The following is a 26,336-nucleotide window of genomic DNA, read 5'->3' as shown; positions in this document are numbered from 1 at the left end:
TCGGCTGCCGGGCTCACTTGAGCTGCCCCTTGGTGAAGTAGCCCTCGTCGATGAGGAGCTGGGTGTTGGACTTGTCGACGGAGACGGGCTTGAGCAGGTAGGCGGGTACGACCTTCTTGCCGTTGTCGTAGTCGGTGGTGTTGTTGACCTCGACCTTCTTGCCGGTCAGTACGGCGTCGCCCATCTGGACGGCCTGCTTGGCCAGCTTGCGGGTGTCCTTGAAGACGGTCTGGGTCTGCTGCCCGGCGATGATGGACTTGACCGAGGCCAGCTCGGCGTCCTGGCCTGTGACGATGGGCAGCGGGTGGCGCTTGCCGCCGTAGCCGGCGCTCTTGAGCGCGGAGATGATGCCGATGGAGATGCCGTCGTAGGGCGAGAGGACCGCGTCCACGTCGGCGCTGCCGTAGTTCTTGCTGATCAGGTCGTCCATCCGCTTCTGCGCGGTGCCGCCGTCCCAGCGCAGTGTGGTGGCCTGGTTCATCTTCGTCTGCTTGCTGCGCACCACCAGCTGGCCGGACTTCATGAAGGGCTTGAGCTTCTTCATGGCGCCGTTCCAGAAATACTTGGTGTTGTTGTCGTCCGGCGACCCGGCGAACAGCTCGATGTTGTAGTGCTTGTCCGCGTCCTTGTCCGGCTTCTTCAGCTTGAGCTTGTCGAGGATGTACTGGCCCTGGAGTTCGCCGACGCGCTCGTTGTCGAAGGACGCGTAGTAGTCGACGTTCTTGGTGCCGAGGATGAGCCGGTCGTAGGAGATGACCGGGATGTGCGCGTCGGCGGCCCGCTTGAGGACGTTGGTGAGGGCCGAGCCGTCGATGGCGGCGATGACCAGCAGCCGGTGGCCCTTGGTGATCATGTTCTCGATCTGGGCGATCTGGTTCTCGACCTTGTCGTCCCCGTACTGGAGGTCGGTCTTGTAGCCGGCCTTCTGGAACTGCTTGGCCATGTTCCTGCCGTCGGCTATCCACCGCTCGGACGACTTGGTGGGCATGGCCAGGCCGATGGTGCCGCCCTTGCCCTTGTCGGGCTGGTAGCGGCTGCCGCCGCGGGCCTCCTGGCCGCAGGAGGCCAGTCCGGCGACGAGCGTGGTGGCCAGCACCGCCGAAGCGGCGATGCGGGCTCTGCGGGTGCGCATGTTCAGTTCCCTCCAGGCTCGGTGTGCTCGAAGCGGTGCAGCGGGCCCGGCAGCCGGGAGCCGAGCGGGGACATACCGCCGTCGGCGCCGTGCCTGGCCAGCAGGTCCAGGGCGAGCCGGCCGCGGCGCACCCGCTCGCGCGCCGTGTCCAGCACGGTGTCGCGCATATGGCGGCCCGACGGGTAGATGCCGGGTGCCTTGGCCAGCCCGAACTTCAGATAGAGCGGGGCTCCGCGGCGGATCAGCTCGGCCAGCTCGTACATCCGCACATAGCCGCCGAGGTCGTCGGGCGCCTCGATGTACATGTCCATGGGCGCCGCGCTGACCCGCCTGATCTCGGTGAGGTGGTCGAGCGTCAGATCGCTGGGCACGTTCAGGGAGTCGGCGCCGAGCCGCTCGTAGACGGCGTAGGAGGCGGGGTTGACCGGCCCGATCAGCGCGGAGACCTTCAGGGTGGTGTCGGCGGGGAGGATGCCGGTGGCGCGGGCCCGGTGCAGAGTCCACAGCACCCCCTCGTCGGCGACGAGCAGGCAGCGGACCCCCAGTTCGGTGGCGCGCACGGCGTCCTCGACACAGCCGGCGAGCGCGCTGTGGCCGCGGGCCCGCAGCCCGGCGCCGCCGGAGTCGGTACGGGTCGCAGCGCCGGTGTCCCAGGTGCCGCGCGGCCCCGTGAACAGGCACAGCTCGATGTCCCGTTCGGCACACGCCTCGACCATCTCGGTGATCTCGGCATCGGTGAGCATCCAGATGCCGCTGCCCTGGCTGATGCGGTGCAGCGGTACGTCGAGCCGCGCGGACTCCTTCAGTACGACGGCCAGCGCCTCGGGTCCTTCACAGGAGGGCACCTCGGTGCGCCACAGGCCGCCGTCGGGGAAGGTGTGTGGGGAGGCGTCGGCGGGCTCGGGCCGGGGTACGGCCATCTCCAGCGCGCTGAGCGCGGGTTCGCCGGGGAGGCGAGGGGTGGTGCTGGTGGTCACGGGGCTCCTTCGGTACGGGGGCTGGGGCCTGGTGCCAGGCGGGTCTTCAGGGGTGCAGCAGCACCTTGCCGACGGCCGGGTCGCCGTCGGCCACGAGCGCGACGGCCTTGTCGAACTCGGAGAGCGGCAGCCGGTGGGTGACCAGCGGCAGCGGGTTCAGCAGCCCGCGGGCGAAGGTGCGCACCGCGTGCGCCCAGGCCGCGGGCGGGGCACCGAAGACGGTGTCCACCCGCACCTGGCCCCAGACCAGCGCCGCCGGGTCGAGCTCGGCCTCTCCGGCGGGCGGGATACCGGTCAGCACCAGCCGTCCACCGCGCCGCAGCAGTCCGGCCGCCTGCCGCGCCGCGCCGGGCACGCCCGCCGCCTCGACGACGGTGTCGTAGCCGCCGAGCCCTTCGGTCTCCCGGTGGTGGCGGTAGGCGGTGGCGCCGAACTCGGCGGCGAGCGCCGCGCGTCCGGTCCTGGCGCCGACCAGCAGCAGCTCGGCGGGCGAGCCCAGCCCCAGCAGCTGGACGGCGAGCATCCCCAGCGTGCCGTCACCGACGACGGCGACCCGGTCACCGGGCCTGACCCGGGCCCGCAGCGCGGCGGCCGCGACACAGGCGGCGGGCTCCAGCAGCGCGGCGGCCGTCAGGTCCGCCTCGTCGGGCAGCGGGTGCAGCAGGCGGGCCGGGAGGGTGAGGGTGGGTGCCATGGCGCCGGGCTCGGTGAACCCGGTCTCCGCATATCCGGCGGTGCACAGCGTGGTCTCGCCGACGTGGCAGCGCTCGCACACCTGGCAGTTGCGGAACCCCTCCCCCACCACCTTGCGCCCCACCAGCCCGCCGGGTACGCCCTCGCCGGCCCCCTCGACCGTGCCTGACCACTCGTGGCCCGGAGTGACGGGGTAGCGCGCGTACGGAGCCGGACGGTTGCCCTGGTACAGCTCGCGGTCGCTGCCGCAGATCCCGGCCGCGTGCACCCGCACCAGCGCCTCTCCCGGGCCGGGCGGTCGCGGGGTGTGCGGGACGAGGCGGGCGGCGCCGGGCGCGTCCAGTACGACGGCCAGGCCCTCGCCCTGTGCGGCGTTCACCGGTCGCCGCCGTCGGGGTTGCGGGTCTCCCAGCCCTCGGCCCACAGGTCGAAGCGGGCGCGCTGCTGAGGGAACTCGGCCGCCGCGTCGGTGTCCAGTTCGACGCCGAGCCCCGGCGCGTGGGGAAGGGTGAAGCAGCCGGTCTCCGGGTCGATCTGCGGCGCGCCCTTGACCACCTTCTTGATCTCGGCGTCGGCGAAGTCGTTGAAGTGCTCCAGCACCTTGAAGTTGGGCGTCGCGAAGCCCATCTGGAGGCTGGCGGCGGTCAGCACCGAGCCGCCCACGTTGTGCGGGGCCACGAGCATGTAGTGGGTCTCGGCGGTGGCCGCCAGCTTGCGGGTCTCCGCGATCCCGCCGAGGTGGCCCAGGTCGGGCTGGACGATGTCGGCGGCCTGGCTCTCGAACAGCTCCCGGAACTCGATCCGGTCGTGGATGCGCTCGCCGGTCGCCACCGGCATGTCCACCTTCCCCGCGACCTTCGCGAGCGCCTTGAGGTTCTCCGGCGGCACCGGCTCCTCCAGCCAGGCGGGCCGGAACGGCGCCATCTCGTGGGCGAGCCGGACGGCGGTGGCGGGAGCGAAGCGGCCGTGCATCTCCAGCATCAGCTCGGCGTCGGGGCCGATGGCGTCCCGTACCGCCTCGATGAGGGAGACCGCGTAGCGGGTGTCCTCGTGCGAGAGCTCCAGGTGGCCGGTGCCGAACGGGTCGATCTTCAGGGCGCGGTAGCCGCGCGCCATGACGTCCTTGGCGGCCTGGTGGTACGCCTCGGGGGTGCGCTCGGTGGTGTACCAGCCGTTGGCGTACGCCTTGACGGAGTCGGTGACGTTGCCGCCCAGCAGCTGCCATACGGGCACGCCCAGCGCCTTGCCCTTGATGTCCCAGCAGGCCATCTCCACACAGGCGATGCCGGACATCACGATCTCGCCGGCCCGCCCGTAGTCGCCGTACTTCATCCGGCGCACCAGGTCCTCGATGCGGAACGGGTCGGAGCCTGCGATGTGGTTGACCTCGGCCTCGCGCAGGTAGCCGAGCAGCGCGTCGGTGTGGCCCAGCATCCGCGTCTCTCCGACGCCGGTGAGCCCTTCGTCGGTGTGGACCTGGACGTAGGTCAGGTTCCGCCAGGGTGTCCCGACCACATGGGTGCTGATACCGGTGATGCGCACGAGAGCCGCTCCTGTGAAGTCGTTCGCTACGTTCGATATTTCGTCACGCGTTCGAAATAGCGATGTGACACTAAGGAGGGGCAAGAGGGGTGTCAATGGTCGCGGCGCGCTTTTCTGTGCGAGTTTCTGGTCGGCGCTGATCGACCTTGTTGCCCGGTGTCAGGTATACCCAAAACTGGCGCCCGGCGCCCCGACGCCGGGCGCCCGATTCACTGCGGCGGCCCCATCAGGGGCGCGGGGAACTGCTCCCCCAGCCTTCGGCCGGGAGGTGCCCCCAAACCACAGCGCGCCCGCACCCCGCGACACACAGCCAGGGGCACCCCCTCCCTGCAAGCGTGCCCCGCACGGGGGCTGCGCTTGCCAGCCCTGCGCCTCTGGCGCAGACCTCCCAAGCTTGCGGGGAAGCATTCAGGGGCGCGGGGAACTGCGCGACAAGCCACAACGCACCCGCACCCCGCAAGCGGCGGACAGGGGCACCCCCTCAGCGGCGGCGGGTCTCGACGTGGAGGCCCATCGCTTCGACCAGCTCTTGCACATTCCTGAAGCGCGCATCCGCGGGAAGGCCCTGCGCCATCTCCACCAGGCGGTCCGGCGCGTGCTCCGCACGCAACGCGTCCAGCACTTCCTCGCGCCCGGTCGGGTACAGATGCCTGCCCAGGTACTGCGCGATCTCCGAGCGGAGCTCGACATCGCGCGGAGTCATCCCGTCGGGCGTGCCACCGCTGCGCAGCGACTGCGGGTCCCTGAAGGGCTCGGGCTGGTCCTCACCGGAGGGCTCCATCTCGCGGGCTTCCTCGCGGTTGGAGCGCAGATCGCCGCGGAGCCGCTTCTTGGCCTCGTCGTCCTGGATCGGTCCGTTCTTGTCGTTCTCCTGCATGGTGTGCTCCTTAGGTGCTGAGCAGACAGAAGGAGGCTCCCTTGTGGTCGCGGAGCGTCGCCGACCGCCCCAGAGGTCCCTCCCGGGGCGGGGAGACGACTTCGCCGCCCTCCCGTTCCGCGACGCTCACCGCCGCGTCAAGATCGGGTACCCGGAAGTACGGCTCCCATCGCGGCCGGATGCCCGGGTCGGGCGGCGACTCCAGCGCGCCGCCGCGCAAGCCGGCCACCGGGTGACCGTCCACCCGGACGACGATCTCGTCGTACTGCTCCTCGTAGGTGACCCCATGGCTGGGGTCGTCCATCCAGCCGAAGATCTCGCCGTAGAACACTGCGGCGGCGAAGGCGTCGGCGGTGTGGAGCTGGAGCCAGGCGGGTGCCGGGCCGGAGCCGACCCACCAGGAGGCGGGTCCGTCGCCCTGCCACAGTCCGAACGGCGCGCCCGACTGGTCGGCCGCGATGACGGCACGGCCGCCGCCCTTTCTGAGCGGGCCCACCGCCACGGTCGCACTCCGCTCGGCGATCCTCTCGGCCACCAGGTCGGCGTCCTCGACGTGGAAGTACACCGTCCAGCGCTCGGCCTCGGGGCCCGCGCCGGCTGCCAGCTGGTTGATCCCGGCGACCGGCTGCCCCTCCACGGTGGCGATGCGCGCGTCGGGGCCCGCGTCCGAGGAGACGAACGTCCAGCTCAGTACGGGTCCGTAGAACTCCTCGGCGGCCCGTTGATCGGGGGTCATCAGACTCACCCAGCAGGGCACTCCGCCGACCGAAGCCATGTGTCCGCCTTCCCGCCGCGTGGCGACATCGTGCGTGCTCCACTCAGGGTACCTACCGGTGCGGAACGGGCATAACGGACAGAGGTCCCTGGGTGACACCAGGCCCCAAGGCCCAGGGCTCAGGGCTCAGGGCCCAGGGCTCAGGGCTCAGGGCTCAGGGCTCAGGGCCCAGGGTTCAGGGCCGCCCAGACCCCAGGCCCCCTCACCGGCGCTTGACCCCGATGCCCCCGTAGGCGTCCACAGCCGGGACCTGCACCTCGCCGCCCTCGGGGCGCCACTCGGGGCAGGGCACGACCCCGGGTGCCACCAGCTCCAGCCCCTCGAAGAACGCCGCGATCTGCTCCGGCGACCGCAGGAAGTACTGCACCTCTCCCCCGGCGTTGTGCCGCCGCTGCGCCTTCAACAGCTCCGCGTTCGTACTGGTGCCGTCGCACACCAGCAGATAGCTGCCGGGCGCCAGTCCGGCCAGCAGCTTCCTGACGATGCCCCGGGCCTCGGCGTGGTCGGCCACATGCCCCAGGATGCCGCTGAGGATCAGCGCAACGGGACGTTCGAAGTCCAAGGTGGCGGCGGCCTGCTCGAGGATGGCCGCCGGCTGCCGCAGGTCGGCGTGGAGGTAGGCGGTGAAGCCCTCGGGGTGGCTGGTCAGCAGCGCGTTCGCGTGCAGCAGCACCAGCGGGTCGTTGTCGACGTAGACGATCCGCGCGCGGGGGTTCACCCGCTGTGCGACCTCGTGGGTGTTGTCGACGGTGGGCAGCCCCGTGCCCACGTCGAGGAACTGGTCGACGCCCGCCTCGTCGGCCAGCCAGCGGATACCGCGCGAGAGGAAGAGCCGGAAGGAGCGGGCGTTCTCCACGATGCCGGGGAACGCCTTGCGGAACTGGTCGCCCGCCACCCGGTCGGCCTCGTAGTGGTCCTTGCCGCCGAGCCAGTAGTTCCAGATCCGCGCGGAGTGCGGCCGGTCGGGGTCGATCTCCTCCGGCCGCTCGCCGGGCGCTGCTGTCAGGTCGTCAGCCATGAGAACTCCACGTGTGCGGGCCGGTGTTGACCCGCACAACTTAGACGCTGCCGCCGAGCACCCCACAGTGCCCCCCGAGGGCGGTCAGGTCGAGGACGAGACCGGGAGCAGCGGTACCGAGCGGCCCCTGCCAGGCTCGCGCGGCCGCTTCGTGAGCGGCGTGCGGATCGGTGCCCGGCCACAGGTGGGTGAGCAGGAGCGCGGCGGCCCCCGCCAGGGCCGCGTACTGGCCCGCCAGGCGCGCCGTCAGCAGATACGGCGCGTCGGCGGTCGGCACCTGGTGGACATAGGTGGCCTCCGACAGCAGCAGGTCGGCGCCGCGTGCCAGGTCGGGGATGTCGGGGCTGGGCCCGGTGTCGCCGGTGTAGGCGAGCACGGCGTCCGGGGTGGTCAGCCGCAGACCGGCGTTGGGCACGAAGTGCGGCAGCAGCCAGGTGCCGACCGCGAACGGACCGATCTCGAACCCGTCGCCGGGCCGGAACTCACACAGCCGGTAGGCCGCTCGCAGCATGCTCGGCTTGTCCAGCGCGAGGACGGCGTCGAGGGCGCCGTGCGGGGCGTGGACCGGCAGCGCGGGCGGCGGGGTGTCGCTCAAACCCCTGGCGCGCAGCAGCGGGTTGAGGTCGGCGCAGTGGTCGGGATGGCCGTGGCTGACCAGCACGGCGTCGACCGCGTCGGCCGTGCCGCTCGCGAGGAGCCGCGGCAGCGTGGCGTACCCGGGGTCGACCAGCAGCCGGAATCCCTCGTGTTCGACGAGGTAGCCGCTGCACGCCTGGTCGGCCGTGGGCCAGGCGCCGCAGCCGCCGAGAACAGTGAGTCGCACGCAGCGGACCCTAGCGCGGGACGGCAGCGGCGAGCAGCCGCATTTCCGAGCCTGTGCTGCAGCGCTTCGCCGACGGTCAGCGTGGTCGGCGGCGGGTGGCCTTGCTGGTGATCCGGTAGGCCGCGTAGAGGAAGGCGATCAGCGCGACGAAGATGCCGATGATCAGCAGATAGAACAGCCCTTTGACGACCGAGCCGAAGATCCCCAGCGCGATCGCCACCAGGACCAGGAACAAGAACAGCGCCATGTCGGCCTCCCGGCTTCTCAGCGGCGCGCGAGGCGGCGCTCGCCGCCCGCGCCCGGGGTGTACTCGATCTCGTAGTGCGCGAAGACGGAGGGCTCGTCCGAGGCGGGCAGCACATCGTCGGTCCCGATGGACGGAGCGTCCTTCACCAGGTTCCTGGGGTACCGCACCTTCAGATATCCGGGCCCCACACCGGCCCCCGCCAGCGGCACGAAGACGAGCCGGCGCCGGGTCGGCGCACCGACCGTCACGGTCGCGAAGGACGGCTGGTCGGTCGCGGTGTCCACGTAGACGGACTCCAGCGAGCCGATCTTGCTGCCGCCCTCGTCCACCACGTCGTGCCCGCGCCACTCCCGGATGTCGTCCGGCTCGAACATCTCTTCCTCCACGTCGGCGAGCCCTGTTCCATGGTGGCACCGCCTCCCCCGCCGCTCGCGGAGGCGCCCCGGGGCCGTACAGGTGTTTGTCGGCGGTCGCAGTCGCGTACTCGCGGTAGCGGTCGAGCTTTTCCTCAGGCTTGTTGCAGTGGCGTTTCCAGGGTCGGCATCGCGGGTCAGAGGTACATCTGTACGGATATCGGCCACTTGAGCGAGCCCTTCGAGCGATCAATTCTCGCCGTTGCGGCTGAAAACAAGAGGCTGTGAGCAGAACTCCCCGTATCTCCCAGGCGAGTTCACCTTTCGTTCACCTTCGCCGTGCGGGTTCGTCACACCCTGTGGGTGAGGATGGAATCGGCCCAGCTCGGAGCCATGAATCGAGGGGAGGACGATGCGACGCAGCGTGACCATTATCCGGACATGCGTCTCCGCCCTCGTCCTGCTCCTCTCCGTCCTGCTCGCCGTCGACTGCGCCGAAGCGCGGCCCGCTCCGCCGGGCGGCACCGAGGTCGCCACCGGGACCGCCTCGGCCCCCGTGGCCGACGAGACCGAGCACGGTGCCGACGACTGCCATCCGCGCCGCACCGTCCGGCACCAGCAGACGCCCCCGGCTCCCGGCGAGCGTCCGCTCCACGCCGGAGGCCGCCAGGCCCGGTCCCTCGCCGCGGACTTTCCGGCCGCGCTGCCCGGGAACGGCAGCGCCGGCATGCCGTGGCGCAGATCCGTGGAGGTTCCCGTACTGCACCAGGTGTTGCGGCACTGATATCGGCCGCGGCAGCCGCGTAACGGCGCGCCTGTCCGCGACCAGCCGGTACCGGCCCACGCTGCCGTGTCCGACTTCTCGCCGACTTCCGACCGCAGAGTCCGTACCGCGACCACGCGCACCGCGGAGTCCTCCCCCGGCTCCCGAGTGCCGCGGGGTCCGTACGCCGACTCCGTACGCCGACTGCGTACGCACCTGAACGCAAGGTAACCCTGATGCGCTCTCTCATTCCTCACGCGCGCGCCTTTTCCGCACGGATAGGCGACCGCACCGACGAACGCGAACGCTACCGCCGGCTGGCCCAGGGCCAGTCACCGGAAGCCCTCTTCATCTCCTGCTCCGACTCCCGCGTACAGCCCGCCGTCTTCACCGGAGCCCGGCCCGGGCAGCTGTTCGAGCTGCGTACCGCGGGCAACGCGGTGCCGCCCTACGGCGGAACCGACCGGCCGCACGGGGAGTCCGCCACCATCGAGTACGCCGTCCGGGTGCTGGAAGTGCCCGAGATCGTGGTGTGCGGGCATTCGCACTGCGGCGCCGTCGGCGCCCGGGTGCGCGGCGAGGACCTGGCCGCCGTGCCCGCCGTACGCGGCTGGCTGACCACCCAGCTGCCGTCGCCCGGCGAACTGGCGCCCAGCGACGACGAACGCGGGCAGCCCGATGTGGCCGCCGCCGTGCAGCGCCACGTGCGGGCGCAGCTGGCCCGGCTGCGGGAATACCCGTGCGTCGCCGAACGGGAAGCAGCCGGCCGACTGGGGCTGCGCGGCTGGTTCTACACGGTCGACACCGGACGGATTCTCGAACTCGACACGCGTTCCGGCGCGTTCCTCCCGCTGTGAGAGGTGGCGTCATGACGTACTCGAAAAGCCTGCTGCGGGCGGACTTCACCGCCTCGCTCGTCGTCTTCCTCGTCGCGGTGCCGCTGTGCGTGGGCATCGCCGTCGCCTCCGGGGTTCCGGCCGAACTCGGTCTGGTCACCGGCATCGTGGGCGGGCTGGTGACCGGCTTCCTGCCGGGCAGCAGCATCCAGGTCAGCGGCCCGGCCGCCGGGCTGACGGTACTGGTGTACGAGGCCGTGCAGACCTACGGCGTCAGCGCGCTCGGCGCCCTGGTGCTGCTGGCCGGGCTGCTGCAGCTGCTGATGGGCGCGCTGCGGCTCGGCCGCTGGTTCCGGGCGATCTCCGTATCGGTCGTCCAGGGCATGCTCGCCGGTATCGGCCTGGTGCTGATCGCCGGTCAGCTCTACTCGCTGGCGGACGCCAAGGCCCCCGGCAGCGGCCCGGAGAAGATCCTCGGTCTGGGCGGGCTGGTACTGGACACGGTGGGCGACGGCGCCGCGCTGACCGCCTTCGCCGTCGGCGCCGGGACGATCGCCGTGCTGCTGTTGTGGCCCAAGTGGTCCGCCGGTGCCCGGGTGCTGCCCGCGCCGCTGGCCGCCGTTCTGCTGGCCACCGCCGCTACGGCGGTCTTCGACCTGCCCATCGCACGCGTCGAGGTCAAGGGCCTGCTGGACGCCGTACAGCCGCCAGGGCTGGGCGACTTCGGCAATCTCGCCTCGATCGGCATGCTGAGCACGGTGCTCGCCTTCACCCTGATCGCCTCGGCCGAGTCGCTGTTCAGCGCGGCCGCCGTCGACCGGCTGCACGACGGGCCGCGTACCGACTACGACAAGGAGCTGATGGCCCAGGGCGCGGGTAACACCGTGTGCGGTGTGCTGGGCGCGCTGCCCATGACGGCGGTCATCGTCCGCAGCTCGGCCAACGTGGCCGCCGGCGCGAAGACGAAGGTCTCCCGGGTGCTGCACGGCGTGTGGCTGCTGGTGTTCGCCGCCGCGATCCCCGGCGCGCTGGGCATGATCCCGCTCTCCGCGCTGGCGGGCATCCTGGTCCACGCGGGCTGGAAACTGATCCCGCTGCGCGAGCTGGGCCCGATGTGGCGTCAGCACCGGGCCGAGGCGGTGGTGCTGGCCGTCACCGCGCTGGCCATCGTCCTCACCAACATGTTCGAGGGCGTGCTGCTGGGGCTGCTGATGGCGGTCGTCAAGACCGCCTGGGAGACCTCGCACATCCACGTGGAGACCGAGGACCCGGGCGAGGACCTGCCGCTGCGGGTCACCGTGCTGGGCAACGCCACGTTCCTGCGGCTCCCCAAGCTCCAGGACCAGTTGGACGCGCTCCCCGCCGACCGCCGCGTCGAGCTGCGCCTGGAGAAGCTGCGGCACATGGACCACGCCTGCGGACTCGCCCTGTCCACCTGGGAGGAGCAGCACAACAAGATGGCCGACCAGACGGCGGAGCGGGCCCGGACGGCGGAACCCGCCGCGGCCGAGCGGGAGGGAGAGGACCTTCTGACATGATCGGATGATGCGATTCGACGGGTACGGGGCGCTGGTGACCGGCGCCGGACAAGGCATCGGGGCGGCCGTGGCACGCCGCCTCGCCGAGGAGGGCGCCCGGGTCCTGGTCACGGACCGGGACCCGGAGCGCGCGGCCCGGGCCGCCGACGGCATCCGCGCCGACGGCGGCCGGGCCGAGTCCCTCGGCTGCGACGTGACCGACGGCGCGGCCGTGCAGGCTGCTGTCGACCGCGCCGCCGAGGCGTTCGGCGGGCTGGAGGTCCTCGTCAACAACGCCTACGCCTGCCACCGCGACCCGGCCCGGTTCGAGGAGGGCGAAGAGGCGCCCTGGTACGAGGACTTCGAGGTCTCCCTGCACGGTGCCGCACGCTGCGCCCGCGCTGCGCTGCCGCTGCTGACCCGGGCCCCGGGCCGGGGCGCCGTCGTCAGCATCGGCTCGGTCAACGCCGAACAGCACTTCGGCAACCACGCCTACAGCGCCGCCAAGGCCGCGCTGGCCTCCCTCACCCGCACCCTGGCCGTCGAATCCGCACCGCGCGGGGTGCGGGTCAACCTGGTGGAGCCCGGCACGGTGCGCACCGACGTGTGGCGGGACCGGGCCCAGGTGCTGGAGGATGTCCGGGAACACTATCCGCTGGGCCGGGTCGGCGAGCCGTCCGACATCGCCGCCGCCGTGGCCTTCCTGGCCTCCCGCGACGCGGCCTGGATCACCGGCGTCAGCCTTCCGGTGGACGGCGGACTGCTGGTGTCCAACCTGGCGATGAACCGCACGATGGCACAGCCGTGACCGCCTGAACCGCCGGTCGGTGCGGGGTGTGCGGTGGAAACAGCGGCCGGACTCCGCCCTGATGTGCTTGCGGACCGAGGCTGCTCAGACGTTCACCCCGCGGCTGCGCAGCCACGGCACCGGGTCGATGCCCGAGCCCACCTCGGGGGTGAGCCGTACCTCGAAGTGGAGGTGCGGGCCCGTCGAGTTGCCGGTGTTGCCGGAGAGGCCGATCTGCTCCCCCGCCCGTACGTGGTCGCCCGGCCTGGTCTGGATACGGGACAGGTGCGCGTACTGGGTGTAGTAGCCGTTGGGGTGCCTGATGACGATGTGGTTGCCGAACGGCCCGCCGCAGCTCGTCTTGACGACGGTGCCCGCGCCGACGGCCCGCACCGGGGTGCCGACGCCGACCGCGAAGTCCTGGCCCGTGTGGCTGCCGGCCCAGCGCTTGCCCGCGGAGGCGAACCCCGCCGACAGCTGGTAGTCCTTCACCGGCGCCACCCAGGTCGCGTCGACGGCCCGGTGCTTGGGCGGCGGGCTGTAGGCACAGCCGCCGGAGCCGGGGTCGGCCCGCAGCGCCGCGCGGGAGATCGGCCCCGCGGCCCGCGCCGCGCGCTCCTCGCGCGCCTGGCGCATCCGCTCCCTGGCCTGCGCCAGCCGCTCCTCGACGACGTGCTTGGCGCGGCGCTGCCGCTCGGCGTTGGCCTGCAGCCCGGCCAGCTGGGTCCGCTGCCGCGCCCGGTCGCGGACCAGATGGCGCTGGGTGTCCTGGGTGGTGTGCAGCAGCCGCCGGAAGGCGTGGTCGCCCTGGCGCTGGGAGCGCAGCTTGTCCAGCAGGGTGTCAGGGGCGCTGGTCATCAGCAGCCGGGTGGCGGGGGCCCAGCCGCCGTCCCGGTACTGCTTGCGGGCAACGGCGCCGAGTTGCTGGTGCAGCAGCCGCAGCTTGTGCTCTCCCGCTCTGACGGCCCGGCTGGTGCGGGCGAGATCCGCGCGCTGCGCAGCCGCCTTGCGGTGGGCGGCCTCGTAGCGCGCCGAGGCCGCCGCGGCCTCCCGGTAGAGCGAGGCGATCCGGGCGGGCAGCGGCTGCGCGGCCTCGGCCGCGCCCTTCGTGGGGGCGTCTCCCGCCGCCCGGGGGGCACCGCTTGCGAGAACCACGGCACACACCAGTGCGGTCAGCGGAGCCGCCGTCCGTCTCTTGCGTACGACCTGAGTCATGCCACGATCGTGGGGCCGCGAACCGGGTGGGAGCGGGTGCGGCGGCGCGGCACGCGGGGGGCTTGAGCCGTTCGTCGCAGCGTGCTGTCCCCAGGACGGGTGTACTTCGGCGCCGGTGCGGGAGCCCCCGGACTGCTGCGGGAGCGCCTGCGCACCGGCGCCGGATGCGGCTGGTGGCCGTCAGTGGCGGACGGCCCGGGTCAGCCGGGGCCTCCGCTGCCGAAGGATCCGCTCTTGCCGGGCTCCCACTTCTTGCGCTTGGGCGGTTCGTCGGGGTGGCTCTCGCGGTCGCCGTGGTCGTACACACCGCTGTGCGGCAGCCTGCGGATGCCGTCGCGGGGCAACTCGTCCGGCTCGCGGTTCTCCGTGACCTCCACTGTCGGGCCGCTGTCCGGCAGGTGCGGCTGCTCGTCGGGCTCGGGCGGTTCGGGCTCGCGGTTCTTGATCCGGATGCCGAGCCAGACGGCACCGATCAGCGCGGCCACGATCAGCAGCCCGATGAGCCCGGGCACCAGGCCGATCAGGTGGTCACGAGCGGCGAGGTCCATGGCCGTCCCGGTGACGTCCGCGTTCATGTGCTCAGCCCCCTTCGGCTCGCGGTGTCACCACTCGGGGTTTCCGTGGGGGACAAAAGGAAACGTGGTTCCCACCCCGGAGGCGAACAACTGAACGGGACGCGGTACGGCACGACGCTCAGTCCCCCTCGTGCGCTTCTGCGGCGGACCTGCCGTTGACCGCGAGCACACCGGGCACCGTCATCAGCTCCCCCACCAGCTCCGGCACCGAGCCGGGTCCTGACACCGAGAGGGTGAGCTTGGTCAGCTCGGGGCGCGGCTCCTCCATCTGCTCGATATTCGTCTCGGTCACCACGAAACCGCGCTCCGTGCACATGGTCAGCGTGGTGGCGAGCACTCCTCTGCCCTCCTCGTAGGTGAGCCGCAGATGTCCTGGCTCCACACCGGGCAGCCGGTCGCTGAGCTTGGTGAACCCCCACACCGTGAGGAAGTGCATCGCCACCACCGCAACGGCCAGCAGCGGCAGCCCGGCGCCGCACGCCATCCCGACCGCCGCCGAGAGCCAGACGATCGCCGCCGTGGTCAGCCCGCGCACCACGTCGCGGCGCAGGAAGATGACGCCGGCGCCGAGGAAGCCGACGCCCGAGACCACCTGGGCCGCGACCCGCGACGGGTCGAAGGAGACGTCCTCCATGCCCATCAGATCGGCGAAGCCGTACTTGCTGACCAGCATGAAGAGCGCGGCACCGAGCCCCACCAGCGTATGGGTGCGCAGCCCGGCGCTCTTGCGCTTGGCCCGCCGCTCCAAGCCGATCAGCGAGGTCAGGACGAAGGCCAGGGCCAGGTCGGCGAACTGCGGCCAGCCCTGGCCCAGCGAAGAGAAGAACGCGTCGTTCATAGGCGAGATCCAACAGTTCGGGGAGGATTCAGTCGGTAGGCAGCAGGGGACCCAGCGGGCCGAGGTCCAGGTTCAGCTCCTCGGGTGTCAGCCCGAATCGTTCCCGCAGCAGCTCCATGCGGTCCTCCAGGAGCATCAGCGTCATTCCGATGCGCTCCTCCTGCTCCTCGTCCAGGTCCCCCACCTCCACGCGGCGGAGGGCCTGCCGCTCCACCAGTTGCCGCAGCAGCTCGACGACGGTCAGCACCAGCGCGGCGAGGTCGTGCTCGACCGTGTCGGGGTCGAAGTCGAGCCGCCGGGTCGCCGAGCGGGTCTCGGTCGTGCGTGTCACAGGGGCTGCCCTCCCTCCCAGGGCGAGGGGACGCGTGCGTTGACGGAGCTGATCAGGGCGCGCAGATCGATCCGCACCAGGTCCACATCGGCGATCCCCAGGGTGAGCGACCCGGTGAGCACGGCGCCCGTGCCCAGCAGCCGGTCCAGCAGATCGACCAGGGCGACCTGCCGCCGGGCCAGCGGCTCCTGGGAGTCGACGGCCACCGGGCCGCGCGGCGCGGCGGGCTCGTACGTCGCGTACGGCTCGTACGGCTCAGGAGACGGCGCTGTCATGGACACCCTCCCGGCGCCGGTCCGGCGTGTCCGCCGCCGCGAACGAGTACGGCGCCCACGGGCCGGTCAGCTCGACCCGCACCGTGGGGTCGTGCGCGCCCAGCCGCTCCACGCGGGCGACGAACTCCTCGGACCGCTCGCGGGGCACCAGATAGGCGGCGTTCAGCAGATTCTGCCCGGGCACCCGCGAGAGCTGCGGGTTCTGCGCGGGGTACACCCGCACGTCCTCGGCCTGGGCCGTGAGCGCCGCGTGCAGCGTACGGCCGAGCTCCTCGGCCTCGGCCAGCGCGTTCTCCCGCGAGGTGACCTCCTGCCTGCGCCGGCGCAGGAACTCCCGCCCGCTGGCCGGCGCCGACCCCGCCGCTGCGGCCGGTTCGGGGGCCGGGCGCGCGTAGACCTTCACGCCCCACTCGACGCGGCCGTCCAGCCGGTCGAGCGTCGCCCTGAAGTCCTGACGGCCGTCCTCCAGCGCGCGCCGCACGCCCTCCTCGTCCCGGTAGACGGTGGCCAGGCGCAGCGGCAGGGGGCAGGTGAGTGCGGTGAGCGCGTCCACCACCGCCTGGTGGGCCCTGGCCGTCTCCTCCAACCACGCCAGGTCCTCCAGATGGGCGCGGAGCGACTCCTCGCCGAAGTCCGCCTCGGGGACCCGGCTGACGACGGCCTGCAGTCCCGCGTGGTGGACGGCGTACGGGACGGAGCCGCTCACGCCCCGTACGCCGTCGGGCAGGGGCGCCCGGAGGGGCGCGGTCACCGCGTAGACGTACCGCAGCTCACCGTTCATGGCGCTCTCCCTCCAGGCGTTCCGGCTCGCGCTGCTCCAGTTCTGCGACACGGCGGCGCAACTGTTCGTTCTCCTCGGCCAGTTGCCCCCGCCGGGCGTGGGAGCTGAGCGCGGGGTCGGTCTCCCACCAGTCGATGCCCATCTCCTTGGCTTTGTCGACGGACGCGACGATCAGCCGCAGCTTGATGGTCAGCAGTTCGATGTCGAGCAGGTTGATCCGGATGTCACCCGCGATCACCACGCCCTTGTCCAGGACGCGCTCCAGGATGTCGGCGAGGTTCGCGCTGCTGCCGCCCTCATAGCGCTCGGGCAGCCTGCCGGGCATCGTCATGAGCGCTCACCCGCCGCCGCGTACGGCCCGTCGGCATCGTCCGCCACGCCGGCGCCGCTGCCCGCCTCGTCGGCGTCATCGGCCTCGTCGGCCTCGTCGGTCTCGTCGGCCTCATCGGAAGCTCCGGACTCACGCTGCTCGCCGGGCGTCTCGTGCGGCGCGCGGCCGGTCAGCGCTTCGACCTTGCCGGCGGCCCGGCCCAGTGTGCGGCCCAGCGCCACGAGCAGCCGCTGGGTGCTCTCGGGGCGGGCGGCGGCGAGCACCAGCGTGGCGGCGACCCCGAAGGCGAACGGTGCCCTTCCCGCCCGGCCACCGCCCGTCCGGCCCAGGACGTATCCTCCCGCGACGGCGAGCGCCGTCGTCAGTCTGTCGTTCATGTCCACGGGTTCCTGTTCTCCAGCCGCGCGAGGAGCTCGTCCTCGCGGCGGTCGAACTCGTCTTCGTCGATCTCGCCGGCGAGCAACTGCCGCTCCGCCTCCGCGAGCTCGCGCTGGACGGTGGCGGGGTCGCGGTACTGGCGCTCCGCCTCGGCCTGCACCTGGCGCAGCACCCAGGCGGTGCCGCGCAGCGGGGCCGCGGGCAGTAGCAGCAGTTCGCTGATCAGCCCCATACGGACCTCCCGGCCGCTGCCGCCCCGTCAGCCGGCCGCCGGTGCGGTGCGTGCACCCGCGGCCGCGTCGGCCGAAGCGTCGGTCTTCTCCACGAAGCTGTAGGGCGGCAGCGGCCCGTTCACCTTCAGTTCCAGCTGCGGTGCCGAGGTGCCCAGCTCCTCGACCGCGGCGAGCAGCTCGTCGGCCGCCTCCCGTTCCACCAGGACGGAGAGGTTCGTCAGCCAGCCCGCGCTCTGCGGGCCCTCGCTCACCTCGGCGGCCAGCGGCTCCAGCGCGCGGCGCAGCAGGGCCGCGTCCACGGGCTCGCGGGCCTGGACGGCACGGGCCACCTTCTCGCCCAGCGCCAGCTTCTGCTCGTAACTCCCGCCGCCCGCAGCACGGTTGGCCTCGCTCTCGGCGCGCAGCTCCGGCTGCTCGGCCATCACGATGTGCAGCACGGCCTCCTGGTCGTGGCTGGCCTTGATGTTGTACTCGACCTTGCCCTCGAGCGTGTCGAGGCGTTCCAGGAAGTGCTCGGCGCGCTCCACCAGCACCTCGCCGACCGTGCTGTCGTCGTCCGAGACGCTGCCGAAGCGCATCGGAAGCACCACCCGCTCGGCGTTCACCTGCGCGAGAACCTGCTGGTGTGCGAGCAGTTCACGGCGCTTGGGCCGCAGGTCGGCCGGGGCGTCGCTGACCACCGCCACCAGGCCGTCCCGCTGGAGCACCCGCACCGGGCGTGGCGGATCGCCCACACCGGTCAGCCCGTCGGGCAGGGGTGGTGCCGGGGTCCGGGTGATGCCGTAGACGTAGGTGCTCACTCCCGCTCCTCCTTCTTGCGGGTGGCGGTGCGCCTGCGCGTGCCGCTCTCCTGGGACTCGTCACGCGCCTGCTGGAACGCGTCGGACACGGTCTGCGCCGCGCCGCTGAGCGCACCCTTGGCCTTTCCCTGGGCGCCGGACTCGGTGACCTGGCCCACCACGTCGGGCAGGCCGGGGCTCTTGTTGCGGCCCGACTCCAGGTCGAGGCGGTTGCACGCCTCGGCGAACTTCAGGTAGGTGTCGACGCTCGCGACGACGACCCGGACATCGATCTTGAGGATCTCGATGCCGACGAGGGACACTCGCACGAACGCGTCGATGACCAGACCGCGGTCGAGGACGAGTTCCAGTACGTCGTAGAGATTGCCGGTTCCGCCGCCTTGTTGCTGTGCCGGAGCGACAGTCATGAGGCATAGCCTCCTTCGCTTCTTCTGGCGCCGCTTGTGGCTTGGCTTCACGGGACAACTCCCGTGCGGCCCGGGACGGGTAGCCTCCGCGCCCCGGACCAAACCCGCTGCGGCCCGGAGCCGCCCGTCCCCCCGCCCGTCCCTCGCCGGACCTTCGCCCGTCCCCGCCGGTCAGCCGTCCGTCAGCCAGCGGGCCGCCTCGGCGCCCAGTGCGCGCAGTTCCCGGCGCCCGAGCTGTGCCCGCAGCGGCGCGAAGACCTCGGCCTCCTCACGTGCGGCGTGCTCGCGCACCTGGTCGAGCAGGGCGCTCATCCGCTGCCGCGCGGCGGCCGAGTCCGGCTCGACGGCCCGCAGCTCCCGCACGGTCGCCGCCGTCTCCTCCCAGCGCCGCCGGGCCGCGGTGACGAGCCGGTCGCCGTCGGGCAGCACCCGGCGGACGGCGGGGTGCAGCGCGTGCCCCTCGGCGAGGGCGTGCCGCTCCAGACCGGTGGCCAGTTCCGCGGCGAGGGCGGCGCGGCGCTGCGGGTCGCGGGTCGCCTCGTAGGCGGCGACGAGGCGCTCGGCCTCCGCGCGCTCGTCCGTGAGCAGTTCGAGCAGGTCCGGATGGTGCGCCATCGCCCCTCCTTGGTCCGCTTCCGGCCACGGCGACCGTTACCTCCCGGTCGCCGTTTCGCCCCCGGGAGGCTGGGGACCCGCCAGCGTGAGCCGACAACGGAGGTGATCTCACGTGCAGCAGGACCAGTCGACCACCCGTGACGAGACGACCCGCGAACCCGGCACGACGGTGAACGTCTCACGGACAGTACGCCGCCCCGACGGCCCCATGGGCTACGGGCCGCACGCCACGTCCGGGGACCGGGACCCCGAGTCCCACATCTTCCGCGGCGAGGACTGATTCCGCGGGGCGAGGGAGCGGGCCGCTCTTCCGCCTCTTCCCGGTACCCGGCTCCGGCCGGTTCACTCGGCGTGCAGCGGGCACCCGGCCTCCCACCGGAAGGACGGGGAAGGACCGGGAAGGACGAGGAGGAGGATCGCGCGTGAGTGACGACAAGACGCCCGCCGTCGAGCCCAAGGCCCCTGGCACCGCACAGGTCCTGCGCTCCGCGCGGGAGGCCATCGAGGAGCTGACCGGACTGGAGTCGGAGTCGGTCTCGTCCGTGACCAGAGGCGAGGACGGAAGCTGGACGCTGCACGTCGAAGTCGTCGAGCTGCGCCGGATCCCGGACAGCGTCAGCATGCTCGGCTCGTACGAGATGTCGCTGGACCCGGACGGCGAGCTGACCGGCTACCGCAGGCTCCGCCGCTACGAACGCGGCAAGGCGGACCCGCGCTGAGGTGCCGGGCCCGGGCAACGGACAGGCCGGGCAACGGACAGGCCGGGAAACGGACTTCAGGACTTCAGGACAGATACAGGGCGAGGACGGTCGCGTCGTCCTCCGCCTCGTCGCTCAGCAGGCTGGCGACCAGGCAGTCCGTGGCCGCTTTGGCCGACCTGCCGCGCGCCGCGCACTCCCCTGCCGCCGCCAGCAGCGCCTCGACCCCCTCGTCCAGGTCCATGCCGCGGCGTTCGATGACGCCGTCCGTGTAGCAGAGCAGCAGGTCACCGGCGCGCAACTGGGTTTCGTTGATGGGGTACGCCGTGTGGGGTGTGACGCCCAGCATCAGGCCGTGCTCAGCCTCCAGCAGCCGTGGTACGCCGTCCCGTACCAGGACCGGCGCGGGGTGCCCGGCGCTCGCCCAGCGGAACAGGCGGGAGGCGGGGTGCAGATGCCCCACCACGCAGGTCGCTGTGGTGTCCAGTCCGCCGTAGTAGACGACCTCCCCCAGCGCCATGGTCAGCTCGGCCGCGTCCTCGTCCGTGTAGGCGAGCCCGGCCAGCGCGGAGCGCTGCTGCACAGCACGGTGCGCCGCGTCCACGCCGTGTCCCGAGGCGTCACCGACGGCCAGCAGCACCCGGCCGTCGGGCAGCTCCCGGCACTTGTACCAGTCGCCGCCGACCCCGGAGTCGGACGGCACATAGGCGGCGCTGACCGACAGCCACTGCGGGGTGAGCACGCCCAGTGGCGGGGTGAGCGCCTTGCGGAACGTCTCGGAGACGCGGTGATCGACAGCCGCCTCCTCGCGCAGCCGCTCTGTCTCGCTCAGCGCCCGGCGCAGCTGCTCCTCCTGGCCGCTGACGTTCCGCGCGGCGAACAGCAGGGACTCGGGCACCTCGGCGCCTTCCGGCTGGGCATGACCGAACCAGCGCACGCGACGCGTGGCCTCCCCCACGTGCACGGTCAGCTCCCGGTCTGGGACCTCGCCGCCGGCCAGCAGCGTGCGCATGTCGTCGACGAACGCGGGCAGGTCCGCCACGTCGACCATCCGCCCCACGGTGAACAGGTCGGCGGCGACCTCCTTGGCCGAGGTCACCGAGCGGGCGGCACCCTCCAGCTCGTGGCTCCGCCCCGCCGAGTGCCCCTCCGGCGGCGGCGCGGCGAGGCCCAGCAGCTCGCGCATCCCCTGTGACCAGCGGGCCCGGCCGGTGACCAGGTCCCACTCCACCCATCCGAGGCGGCCCCGCTCCTGGATACGGCGGCTGAGCCTGGCCTCGCCGATCGGCTCCCAGTTCGTCAGCAGCAGTCCCTCGTCCGGCAGCAGGGTCACGGTGCCGCGCAGCCGGGCACGCTGGAGGACGCCGTCGATGATGTCGACGTAGTCGATGGTGTCGCCGGAGACCGGGCCGCCGCTGGTCAGGGCCGCTCGGTAGACGTCGTACATCCCGCTGGTACGGACGCCCGGTCTGGTCTCGGACAGCCGTTTGCCGAGGAAATCGTAGGAGCCGCGTTCGATGCCGCTCAGCTCGAAGTGGTTGGCGCCGACGACGATGAAGTCGCAGACCGTGCCGTCCGGGGCGTACTCGGGGCGCAGCAGCGTCGAGCTGCCCCGCAGCACGCCCAGCACGGCCGGCATCCAGGACGGCAGTCCGGGCAGTACCGCCACGTCGCTGGGCGGTGCGGTCTCCGCGCCGTCGTAGGCGAACGGCCCGGTCGTCGGCCGGCCCGACCGGGCCGAGCAGGGGCCGGTGCGTGCGGGGTGTGCGGGGTTCGCCTCGGCGATCCGGACGCGGGCCCGGTGCCGGGCACGCGCCTCCGTGCGCATCGCCACCTGGTTCAGCTCCTGGAGCGCCCGCTCCGGAACTGCCGCGGCGGCTGCGGGGTCGCGCTCCACAGATGAAGCGTTCATATATCACCATTGTCGCCCTTGCGGCGATTCTCCGCCGGGTGACGGGCCGCCGGGGAGACCGAGCGGGGCACACTTCGCAGCCCCGCTCGCCTAAAGTCGGGACCATGACGGCAGACGAGGGGTCGGTACGGGTCGACAGCTGGATCTGGTCCGTACGGCTGGCGAAGACGCGCTCCCAGGCGGCGACCGCGGCCCGCGGTGGACACGTCAAGGTCAATGGCGAGCGGGTGAAGGCCGCACACGCCCTCCGGGTGGGCGACGAGGTACGGGTGCGCCAGGCGGGGCGGGAGCGCATCGTGATCGTCAAGCGGCTGATCAAGAAGCGGGTGGGTGCCCCGGTCGCCGTCGAGTGCTACCAGGACAACAGTCCGCCGCCGCCGTCACCGGTGGAGGTCCCCGTCGTGGCCCGCCGCGAGCGGGGGGCCGGGCGCCCCACGAAGCGTGACCGGCGCGAGTTGGACCGGCTCCGCGGGGCGAATCAGCGGAGCCGCGCATCAGCACAGCCCCCGCTCTCCTGACGGGGCGCTCAGGACTCGCGCAGGCGCTCCGCGATGACGGCGGCCTGGACGCGGCGGCCCACACCCAGCTTGGCGAGGATGGCGGAGATCCGGTTCTTCACCGTCTTCTCCGCGAGGAACAGCCGCTCGCCGATCTGCCGGTTGGTCAGCCCCTCCCCGATCAGCGCGAGCACCTCCCGCTCGCGCGGCGTGAGCCGGGCGAGCTCCGGCGGGGCCGCCCGGTTCTCGCGGGCCCGCACCCGCGCCATGACCCGCGCCCGCGTCTCCGGGTCGAGCAGCGGGACCCCGGCCGCGACCGTCCGGATGGCGCTGACCAGGTCGGCGCCCCTGATCTGCTTGAGCACATAGCCGGCGGCCCCTGCCATGACCGCGTCCACCATCGCCTCGTCGTCGTCGAAGGACGTCAGGATCAGGCAGACCAGGTCGGGCATCCCGGCCCGCAGTTCGCGGCAGACCTCGATGCCCGCGTGGTCACCCTCCGGCTCGGCGCCGCCCAGCCTGACGTCGAGCACGGCGACGTCGGGGCGCACCGCCGGGACCCGGGCCAGCGCCTCCTCGGCGCCGCCCGCCTCGCCGACGACCTCCAGATCCGGCTCCGCCTCCAGCAGATCGCGCAGCCCTCGGCGCACCACCTCGTGATCGTCGAGCAGGAAGACCCGGACAGGGGCTGGGGGATGGACGGACTCGCCGCCCGGGCTGTCGGAACCCGGCACTGGACCTCCTCGGGACGGGCGGCTTCCAGCCTGCGCCACCGGTGGCCGGAAGAGTAGGGGCCGTTCGGTCCCGCTCAAAGGGGGCGGTCTAGGGTTCCGGTATGACCGAGCGGAGCCGACGGCCGCTGGCGGGCGTGCTGGCGGCGATGGCCGTGTCGTTGACCGGCACCCGGATCTCGGCCGTCGCTCTCCCCTGGTTCGTCCTCGTCACCACCGGCAGCACCGCGCGGACGGGGCTGGTGGCCCTGTGCGAGATGACCCCGTACGTACTGGTCAAGGCCTTCACCGGGCCGCTGGTGGACCGGGCGGGGCCGCGTAGGGTCTCCTGGCTCACCGATGTGGTCAGCGCGGCGGCGGTGGCCGCCGTGGGGCTGCTGCACCTGGTGGACGTGCTCTCCTTCTGGCTGCTGCTGCTCCTCGTCGCCGTGATCGGAGCGGCCCGCGGGCCCGGCGACCTGTCGAAAGAGATCATGGTCCCGGAAGCCGCGGAGCGCGCCCGGGTGCCGCTGGAGCGGGCGGCGGGGCTGGCCGGGGTGACCGAACGGCTCGCCTCCACGGTGGGCCCGGCGGCCGGCGGTGCCGTGGTGGCCCTGCTCGGCGCGCAGGCCGCGCTGTTCGCCATCGCCTGCTGTTTCGCGTCGGGTTCTGCCGTCATCGTCGTGCTGGCTCCGCGCCGCAGGACCAGCGGCCCGGAGGACGGCAGTCCCGGCACCGCGGCCGCTGAACCGGCCGGCTACTGGCGGCGGCTGGCCGCGGGATTCCGCTTCCTGCGCGGTGACCCGCTGCTGCTGACGGTGATCGCGATGGTCGGGGTCACCAATCTGCTGGACGCCGCGTTCGCCACGCTGCTGCTGCCCGTGTGGGCCCGGGAGTCGGGGAACGGCCCGGCTGCGATCGGGCTGGCCAACAGCGCGCTGGGGATCGCGGCGGTCGCGGGCAGTCTGGTGGCCGCCGCGATCGGGCACCGGATGCGCCGCCGTCCCGTCTTCTTCGCCGGGTTCCTGCTGGCGGGCGCGCCCCGGTTCCTGGTCCTGGCCGTGGACGTGCCGCTGTGGGCGGTGCTCGGGGTCTTCGCGCTCGGCGGCTTCGGGGCCGGCTTCCTCAACCCGATACTGGGGGCGCTCAACTTCGAGCGGGTGCCCGGCGAGTTGCGGGGCCGGGTCAACGCGCTGGGGGACTCGCTGGCGTGGGCCGGTATCCCCCTCGGCGGCCTCCTGGCCGGTGCGGCGGTCGCCTCCTTCGGGTTGGCGCCGGTGCTGCTGGCGTGCGGCGCGGGGTACTTCCTCACCACGAACCTGACCGGATTGCGACCGGAGTGGCGTGAGATGGACCGGCCGCGGCCCTCCTTCCGCCGGAGCGGGAACAGCCGGACCGGGAACGGCAGTACGAGCATCGAAACCGAGTCCGAAAGCGCCGAGGTCGAGACGGAAACGACCGGAGATTTGTCGCCTGTTCGGCCGTAGACTGCCGGTTCCGGGGTTCGTGCGGGGGCCCGGGTGAAGTACGGCCTGCGGAGGTGCGCATGGCAGAGGCTGCCAGAGCGGGGCAGCGGCATCCGGACCAGCGAGAGGACCGGGACGAGGACCGGGACGGCGACGAGGGCCGGGCCGAGGCCGAGAGCCGCGAGGAACTGCCGCACTTCCGGCTGGACGAACTGCTGGACGAACTCCAGACCCGGCTGGATGCCGCGCGCCTCACCCAGGACCGGATGCACAGCCTCCTGGAGGCGGTGCTCAGCGTCGGGCGGGAGCTGGATCTGGACCAGGTGCTGCGCCGCATCGTGGAGGCGGCGCTGGCGCTGACCAACGCGGAGTACGGGGCGCTGGGCGTCATCGGGGAGGGGCAGCGGCTGTCCACGTTCCTGCCCGTGGGCATCTCGCCCGAGCAGGCCGCTCGCATCGGACCGCTGCCCTCGGGACACGGCGTGCTCGGTGAACTGATCCGCGACCCGCGGCCGTTACGGCTCACCGATCTGAGCGAACATCCGGCCAGCCAGGGCTTCCCCGAACACCATCCGCGGATGCGCACGTTCCTGGGCGTGCCCGTACGGGTGCGCGACGAGGTCTTCGGCAACCTGTATCTGACCCAGAAGCGCGGGGGCGCGCACTTCGACGCCGACGACGAGGCCGTCGTCACCACCCTGGCCGTCGCCGCGGGCGTCGCCGTCGACAACGCCCGGCTGTACGCGGAGAGCCGGCGCCGCGAACAGTGGCTGGAGGCGCTGGGCGAGATCACCCGACTGCTGCTGAGCGGCGCGACGTCCAACGAGGTGCTGCGGCTGATCGCGCAGCGGGCCCTGGAGGTCGCGCAGTCCGACACCTCGTGCGTGATGCTGCCGGACACCGAGGGCGGCGCCGAGGCGCTGCGGGTCGTGGTGGCGGTCGGCAACCTGGCCGAGGAGCAGACGGGCGTGGTCGTGCCCTACGACGACACGCTCTCCGGGCTCGCGGCCCGTACCGGCGAGTCGGCCGTGACGGCGGACATCTCCAGCGACCCGCGTACCCACGCGTTCCCGGACGGGGAGGTGGAGCACGGCCCCGTCGTCGCCGTACCGCTGCTGGCGCAGCAGGACGCGCCCGGCGCGCTGCGGCTGAGCCGGCTCAAGGGACGTCCGCCGTTCGACGAAACCGAGGTGCGGCTGCTGAAGGACTTCGCCGCGCAGGCTGCCCTCGCGCTGGAGATGGCCCAGCACCGCGCCGAGTCCGAGCAGCTGGCACTGTTGCACGAGCGCGACCGGATCGCCCGCGACCTGCACGACCTGGCCATCCAGCGGCTGTTCGCCACCGGGATGACGCTGCAGAGCGCGGGGCGGCTCATCGACCGGCCGGAGGCTGCGGAGCGGGTGAACCGCGCCGTGGACGACCTGGACGAGACCATCAAGATCATCCGCTCCACCATTTTCGCCCTGCGCACCTCGGGGAAGGGCGCGCAGTCCGGCCCCAGCCTGCGCAGAACCCTGGCGAAGGCCGTCAGCGACGCGGCCGACCGGCTCGGCTTCCTGCCCTCGCTGCGGATGGAGGGGCCGGTCGACACGGACGTACCGGCCGAGGCGGCCGAAGAGGTGAGCGCCGTGCTGGCCGAGGCGCTGAGCAACATCGTGCGGCACGCGCGCGCCCACCGGGCGGATGTGGCGCTGCACGTCGGCAAGACGATCGCCCTGACCGTCACCGACGACGGCGTGGGGCTCGGCGACACGGCGCAACGCCGGGCCGGACGGCACGGGGGAGGGCTCGCCAACATGCGGTCGCGTGCCGAGCTGCTCGGCGGCACGCTGACGCTGTCGTCGGTGCCGGGCCGGGGTGACGGCACCCACATCGTGTGGGAGGTGCCGCTGCGCCAGGGGTAGCCGAGTCGGCGCCTTCGCACGACAGGCGTG

The 26,336-nt window shown here is 72.5% G+C and carries 33 protein-coding genes; 9 read left to right on the top strand and 24 right to left on the bottom strand.

What is annotated here, in order from left to right:
• Positions 1-13: 13 nt before the first annotated feature.
• From chvE to HC362_RS27330, 10 genes are all read right to left on the bottom strand, one after another.
• On the bottom strand, positions 14-1,132 hold the full coding sequence (chvE, locus tag HC362_RS27375; protein WP_243086794.1) for a multiple monosaccharide ABC transporter substrate-binding protein: 1,119 nt from the start codon (positions 1,130-1,132) through the stop codon (positions 14-16).
• A 2-nt stretch (positions 1,133-1,134) separates the two neighbouring features.
• A complete protein-coding gene (locus HC362_RS27370) occupies positions 1,135-2,052 on the bottom strand; it encodes a hypothetical protein (protein ID WP_243088843.1) in 918 nt (305 codons plus the stop codon).
• Between the two features lie 103 nt (positions 2,053-2,155).
• Positions 2,156-3,181, bottom strand: a complete 1,026-nt coding sequence (locus HC362_RS27365; protein ID WP_243086793.1) for an alcohol dehydrogenase catalytic domain-containing protein — start codon at positions 3,179-3,181, stop codon at positions 2,156-2,158.
• Positions 3,178-4,344: a mandelate racemase/muconate lactonizing enzyme family protein gene (locus HC362_RS27360; protein WP_243086792.1), complete on the bottom strand. Its 1,167-nt coding sequence runs from the start codon at positions 4,342-4,344 to the stop codon at positions 3,178-3,180. The genes HC362_RS27365 and HC362_RS27360 overlap by 4 nt, the downstream gene beginning before the upstream one ends.
• 481 nt (positions 4,345-4,825) lie before the next feature.
• Positions 4,826-5,221, bottom strand: coding sequence for a DUF2795 domain-containing protein (locus tag HC362_RS27355; protein ID WP_243086791.1), 396 nt, complete (start codon positions 5,219-5,221; stop codon positions 4,826-4,828).
• A 10-nt stretch (positions 5,222-5,231) separates the two neighbouring features.
• The gene (locus HC362_RS27350) at positions 5,232-5,957 is read right to left on the bottom strand and encodes a VOC family protein (RefSeq protein WP_307805348.1); all 726 of its coding nucleotides are present in this window, start codon (positions 5,955-5,957) and stop codon (positions 5,232-5,234) included.
• A gap of 241 nt (positions 5,958-6,198) precedes the next feature.
• Positions 6,199-7,014 (bottom strand): SAM-dependent methyltransferase, encoded by an 816-nt coding sequence (locus tag HC362_RS27345; protein WP_243086790.1) that lies wholly within the window; start codon positions 7,012-7,014, stop codon positions 6,199-6,201.
• 40 nt (positions 7,015-7,054) lie between these two features.
• On the bottom strand, positions 7,055-7,837 hold the full coding sequence (locus HC362_RS27340) for an MBL fold metallo-hydrolase (protein ID WP_243086789.1): 783 nt from the start codon (positions 7,835-7,837) through the stop codon (positions 7,055-7,057).
• Positions 7,838-7,913: 76 nt separating this feature from the next.
• Positions 7,914-8,084 (bottom strand): hypothetical protein, encoded by a 171-nt coding sequence (locus HC362_RS27335; protein ID WP_243086788.1) that lies wholly within the window; start codon positions 8,082-8,084, stop codon positions 7,914-7,916.
• Between the two features lie 17 nt (positions 8,085-8,101).
• Positions 8,102-8,458 (bottom strand): PRC-barrel domain-containing protein, encoded by a 357-nt coding sequence (locus HC362_RS27330; protein ID WP_243086787.1) that lies wholly within the window; start codon positions 8,456-8,458, stop codon positions 8,102-8,104.
• Between the two features lie 391 nt (positions 8,459-8,849).
• Between HC362_RS27330 and HC362_RS27325 the strand changes: the two genes are divergently transcribed.
• The 4 genes from HC362_RS27325 to HC362_RS27310 all read left to right on the top strand — a co-directional run bounded on the left by HC362_RS27325 (position 8,850) and on the right by HC362_RS27310 (position 12,361).
• On the top strand, positions 8,850-9,221 hold the full coding sequence (locus HC362_RS27325; RefSeq protein WP_243086786.1) for a hypothetical protein: 372 nt from the start codon (positions 8,850-8,852) through the stop codon (positions 9,219-9,221).
• 215 nt (positions 9,222-9,436) lie between these two features.
• Entirely contained in the window at positions 9,437-10,057 is a 621-nt protein-coding gene (locus HC362_RS27320) for a carbonic anhydrase (protein ID WP_243086785.1), read from the top strand.
• Between the two features lie 11 nt (positions 10,058-10,068).
• Positions 10,069-11,574 (top strand): SulP family inorganic anion transporter, encoded by a 1,506-nt coding sequence (locus HC362_RS27315; RefSeq protein ID WP_243086784.1) that lies wholly within the window; start codon positions 10,069-10,071, stop codon positions 11,572-11,574.
• Between the two features lie 4 nt (positions 11,575-11,578).
• A complete protein-coding gene (locus HC362_RS27310) occupies positions 11,579-12,361 on the top strand; it encodes an SDR family NAD(P)-dependent oxidoreductase (RefSeq protein WP_243086783.1) in 783 nt (260 codons plus the stop codon).
• An 84-nt stretch (positions 12,362-12,445) separates the two neighbouring features.
• Here HC362_RS27310 and HC362_RS27305 read toward each other — a convergent pair whose 3' ends face one another.
• The 12 genes from HC362_RS27305 to HC362_RS27250 all read right to left on the bottom strand — a co-directional run bounded on the left by HC362_RS27305 (position 12,446) and on the right by HC362_RS27250 (position 19,119).
• Entirely contained in the window at positions 12,446-13,555 is a 1,110-nt protein-coding gene (locus HC362_RS27305) for a M23 family metallopeptidase (protein WP_243086782.1), read from the bottom strand.
• A 200-nt stretch (positions 13,556-13,755) separates the two neighbouring features.
• The gene (locus HC362_RS27300; protein WP_243086781.1) at positions 13,756-14,130 is read right to left on the bottom strand and encodes a DUF6479 family protein; all 375 of its coding nucleotides are present in this window, start codon (positions 14,128-14,130) and stop codon (positions 13,756-13,758) included.
• Between the two features lie 118 nt (positions 14,131-14,248).
• Positions 14,249-14,968, bottom strand: coding sequence for an MgtC/SapB family protein (locus HC362_RS27295; RefSeq protein ID WP_243086780.1), 720 nt, complete (start codon positions 14,966-14,968; stop codon positions 14,249-14,251).
• A gap of 28 nt (positions 14,969-14,996) precedes the next feature.
• Positions 14,997-15,299, bottom strand: coding sequence for a gas vesicle protein K (locus HC362_RS27290; protein WP_243086779.1), 303 nt, complete (start codon positions 15,297-15,299; stop codon positions 14,997-14,999).
• Positions 15,296-15,505 (bottom strand): gas vesicle protein, encoded by a 210-nt coding sequence (locus HC362_RS27285; RefSeq protein ID WP_243088842.1) that lies wholly within the window; start codon positions 15,503-15,505, stop codon positions 15,296-15,298. Before HC362_RS27285 ends, HC362_RS27290 begins: the two co-directional genes overlap by 4 nt.
• Positions 15,506-15,554: 49 nt before the next feature.
• Positions 15,555-16,355, bottom strand: a complete 801-nt coding sequence (locus tag HC362_RS27280) for a GvpL/GvpF family gas vesicle protein (protein ID WP_243086778.1) — start codon at positions 16,353-16,355, stop codon at positions 15,555-15,557.
• The gene (locus HC362_RS27275) at positions 16,345-16,686 is read right to left on the bottom strand and encodes a gas vesicle protein (protein WP_243086777.1); all 342 of its coding nucleotides are present in this window, start codon (positions 16,684-16,686) and stop codon (positions 16,345-16,347) included. Before HC362_RS27275 ends, HC362_RS27280 begins: the two co-directional genes overlap by 11 nt.
• Positions 16,683-17,063, bottom strand: a complete 381-nt coding sequence (locus HC362_RS27270; RefSeq protein ID WP_243086776.1) for a hypothetical protein — start codon at positions 17,061-17,063, stop codon at positions 16,683-16,685. Before HC362_RS27270 ends, HC362_RS27275 begins: the two co-directional genes overlap by 4 nt.
• Positions 17,060-17,296 carry a gas vesicle protein GvpG gene (locus HC362_RS27265; protein ID WP_243086775.1) on the bottom strand — a complete coding sequence of 79 codons (237 nt, stop codon included), beginning with the start codon at positions 17,294-17,296 and terminating at the stop codon, positions 17,060-17,062. Before HC362_RS27265 ends, HC362_RS27270 begins: the two co-directional genes overlap by 4 nt.
• Positions 17,297-17,323: 27 nt before the next feature.
• The gene (locus HC362_RS27260; protein WP_243086774.1) at positions 17,324-18,097 is read right to left on the bottom strand and encodes a GvpL/GvpF family gas vesicle protein; all 774 of its coding nucleotides are present in this window, start codon (positions 18,095-18,097) and stop codon (positions 17,324-17,326) included.
• On the bottom strand, positions 18,094-18,504 hold the full coding sequence (locus HC362_RS27255) for a gas vesicle structural protein GvpA (protein WP_243086773.1): 411 nt from the start codon (positions 18,502-18,504) through the stop codon (positions 18,094-18,096). The genes HC362_RS27260 and HC362_RS27255 overlap by 4 nt, the downstream gene beginning before the upstream one ends.
• A 171-nt stretch (positions 18,505-18,675) precedes the next feature.
• The gene (locus HC362_RS27250) at positions 18,676-19,119 is read right to left on the bottom strand and encodes a hemerythrin domain-containing protein (protein ID WP_243086772.1); all 444 of its coding nucleotides are present in this window, start codon (positions 19,117-19,119) and stop codon (positions 18,676-18,678) included.
• A gap of 112 nt (positions 19,120-19,231) precedes the next feature.
• Here HC362_RS27250 and HC362_RS27245 point away from each other — a divergent pair, with 112 nt between their 5' ends.
• Positions 19,232-19,399, top strand: coding sequence for a hypothetical protein (locus HC362_RS27245; protein ID WP_243086771.1), 168 nt, complete (start codon positions 19,232-19,234; stop codon positions 19,397-19,399).
• 142 nt (positions 19,400-19,541) lie between these two features.
• Entirely contained in the window at positions 19,542-19,838 is a 297-nt protein-coding gene (locus HC362_RS27240; RefSeq protein ID WP_243086770.1) for a gas vesicle protein, read from the top strand.
• 64 nt (positions 19,839-19,902) lie between these two features.
• Here the strand turns inward: HC362_RS27240 and HC362_RS27235 are convergent, their stop codons facing one another.
• Entirely contained in the window at positions 19,903-21,729 is a 1,827-nt protein-coding gene (locus HC362_RS27235) for a PP2C family protein-serine/threonine phosphatase (protein WP_243086769.1), read from the bottom strand.
• Positions 21,730-21,833: 104 nt separating this feature from the next.
• Between HC362_RS27235 and HC362_RS27230 the strand changes: the two genes are divergently transcribed.
• Entirely contained in the window at positions 21,834-22,247 is a 414-nt protein-coding gene (locus HC362_RS27230; RefSeq protein ID WP_243086768.1) for an RNA-binding S4 domain-containing protein, read from the top strand.
• 8 nt (positions 22,248-22,255) lie between these two features.
• On the opposite strand, the gene HC362_RS27225 is transcribed toward HC362_RS27230, so the two are convergent.
• Positions 22,256-22,960, bottom strand: a complete 705-nt coding sequence (locus tag HC362_RS27225) for a response regulator transcription factor (protein ID WP_243086767.1) — start codon at positions 22,958-22,960, stop codon at positions 22,256-22,258.
• A gap of 101 nt (positions 22,961-23,061) precedes the next feature.
• Between HC362_RS27225 and HC362_RS27220 the strand changes: the two genes are divergently transcribed.
• Positions 23,062-24,423, top strand: a complete 1,362-nt coding sequence (locus HC362_RS27220; RefSeq protein WP_243086766.1) for an MFS transporter — start codon at positions 23,062-23,064, stop codon at positions 24,421-24,423.
• 245 nt (positions 24,424-24,668) lie between these two features.
• Positions 24,669-26,306 carry a GAF domain-containing sensor histidine kinase gene (locus HC362_RS27215; protein ID WP_243088841.1) on the top strand — a complete coding sequence of 546 codons (1,638 nt, stop codon included), beginning with the start codon at positions 24,669-24,671 and terminating at the stop codon, positions 26,304-26,306.
• Positions 26,307-26,336: the final 30 nt, after the last annotated feature.

It is taken from the genome of Streptomyces sp. 891-h (assembly GCF_022760275.1).
Classification (GTDB): Bacteria; Actinomycetota; Actinomycetes; order Streptomycetales; family Streptomycetaceae; genus Streptomyces; species Streptomyces spirodelae.
Note: the sequence above shows the minus strand (reverse complement) of the source record. Positions and strands in the feature narration are given on the sequence as shown.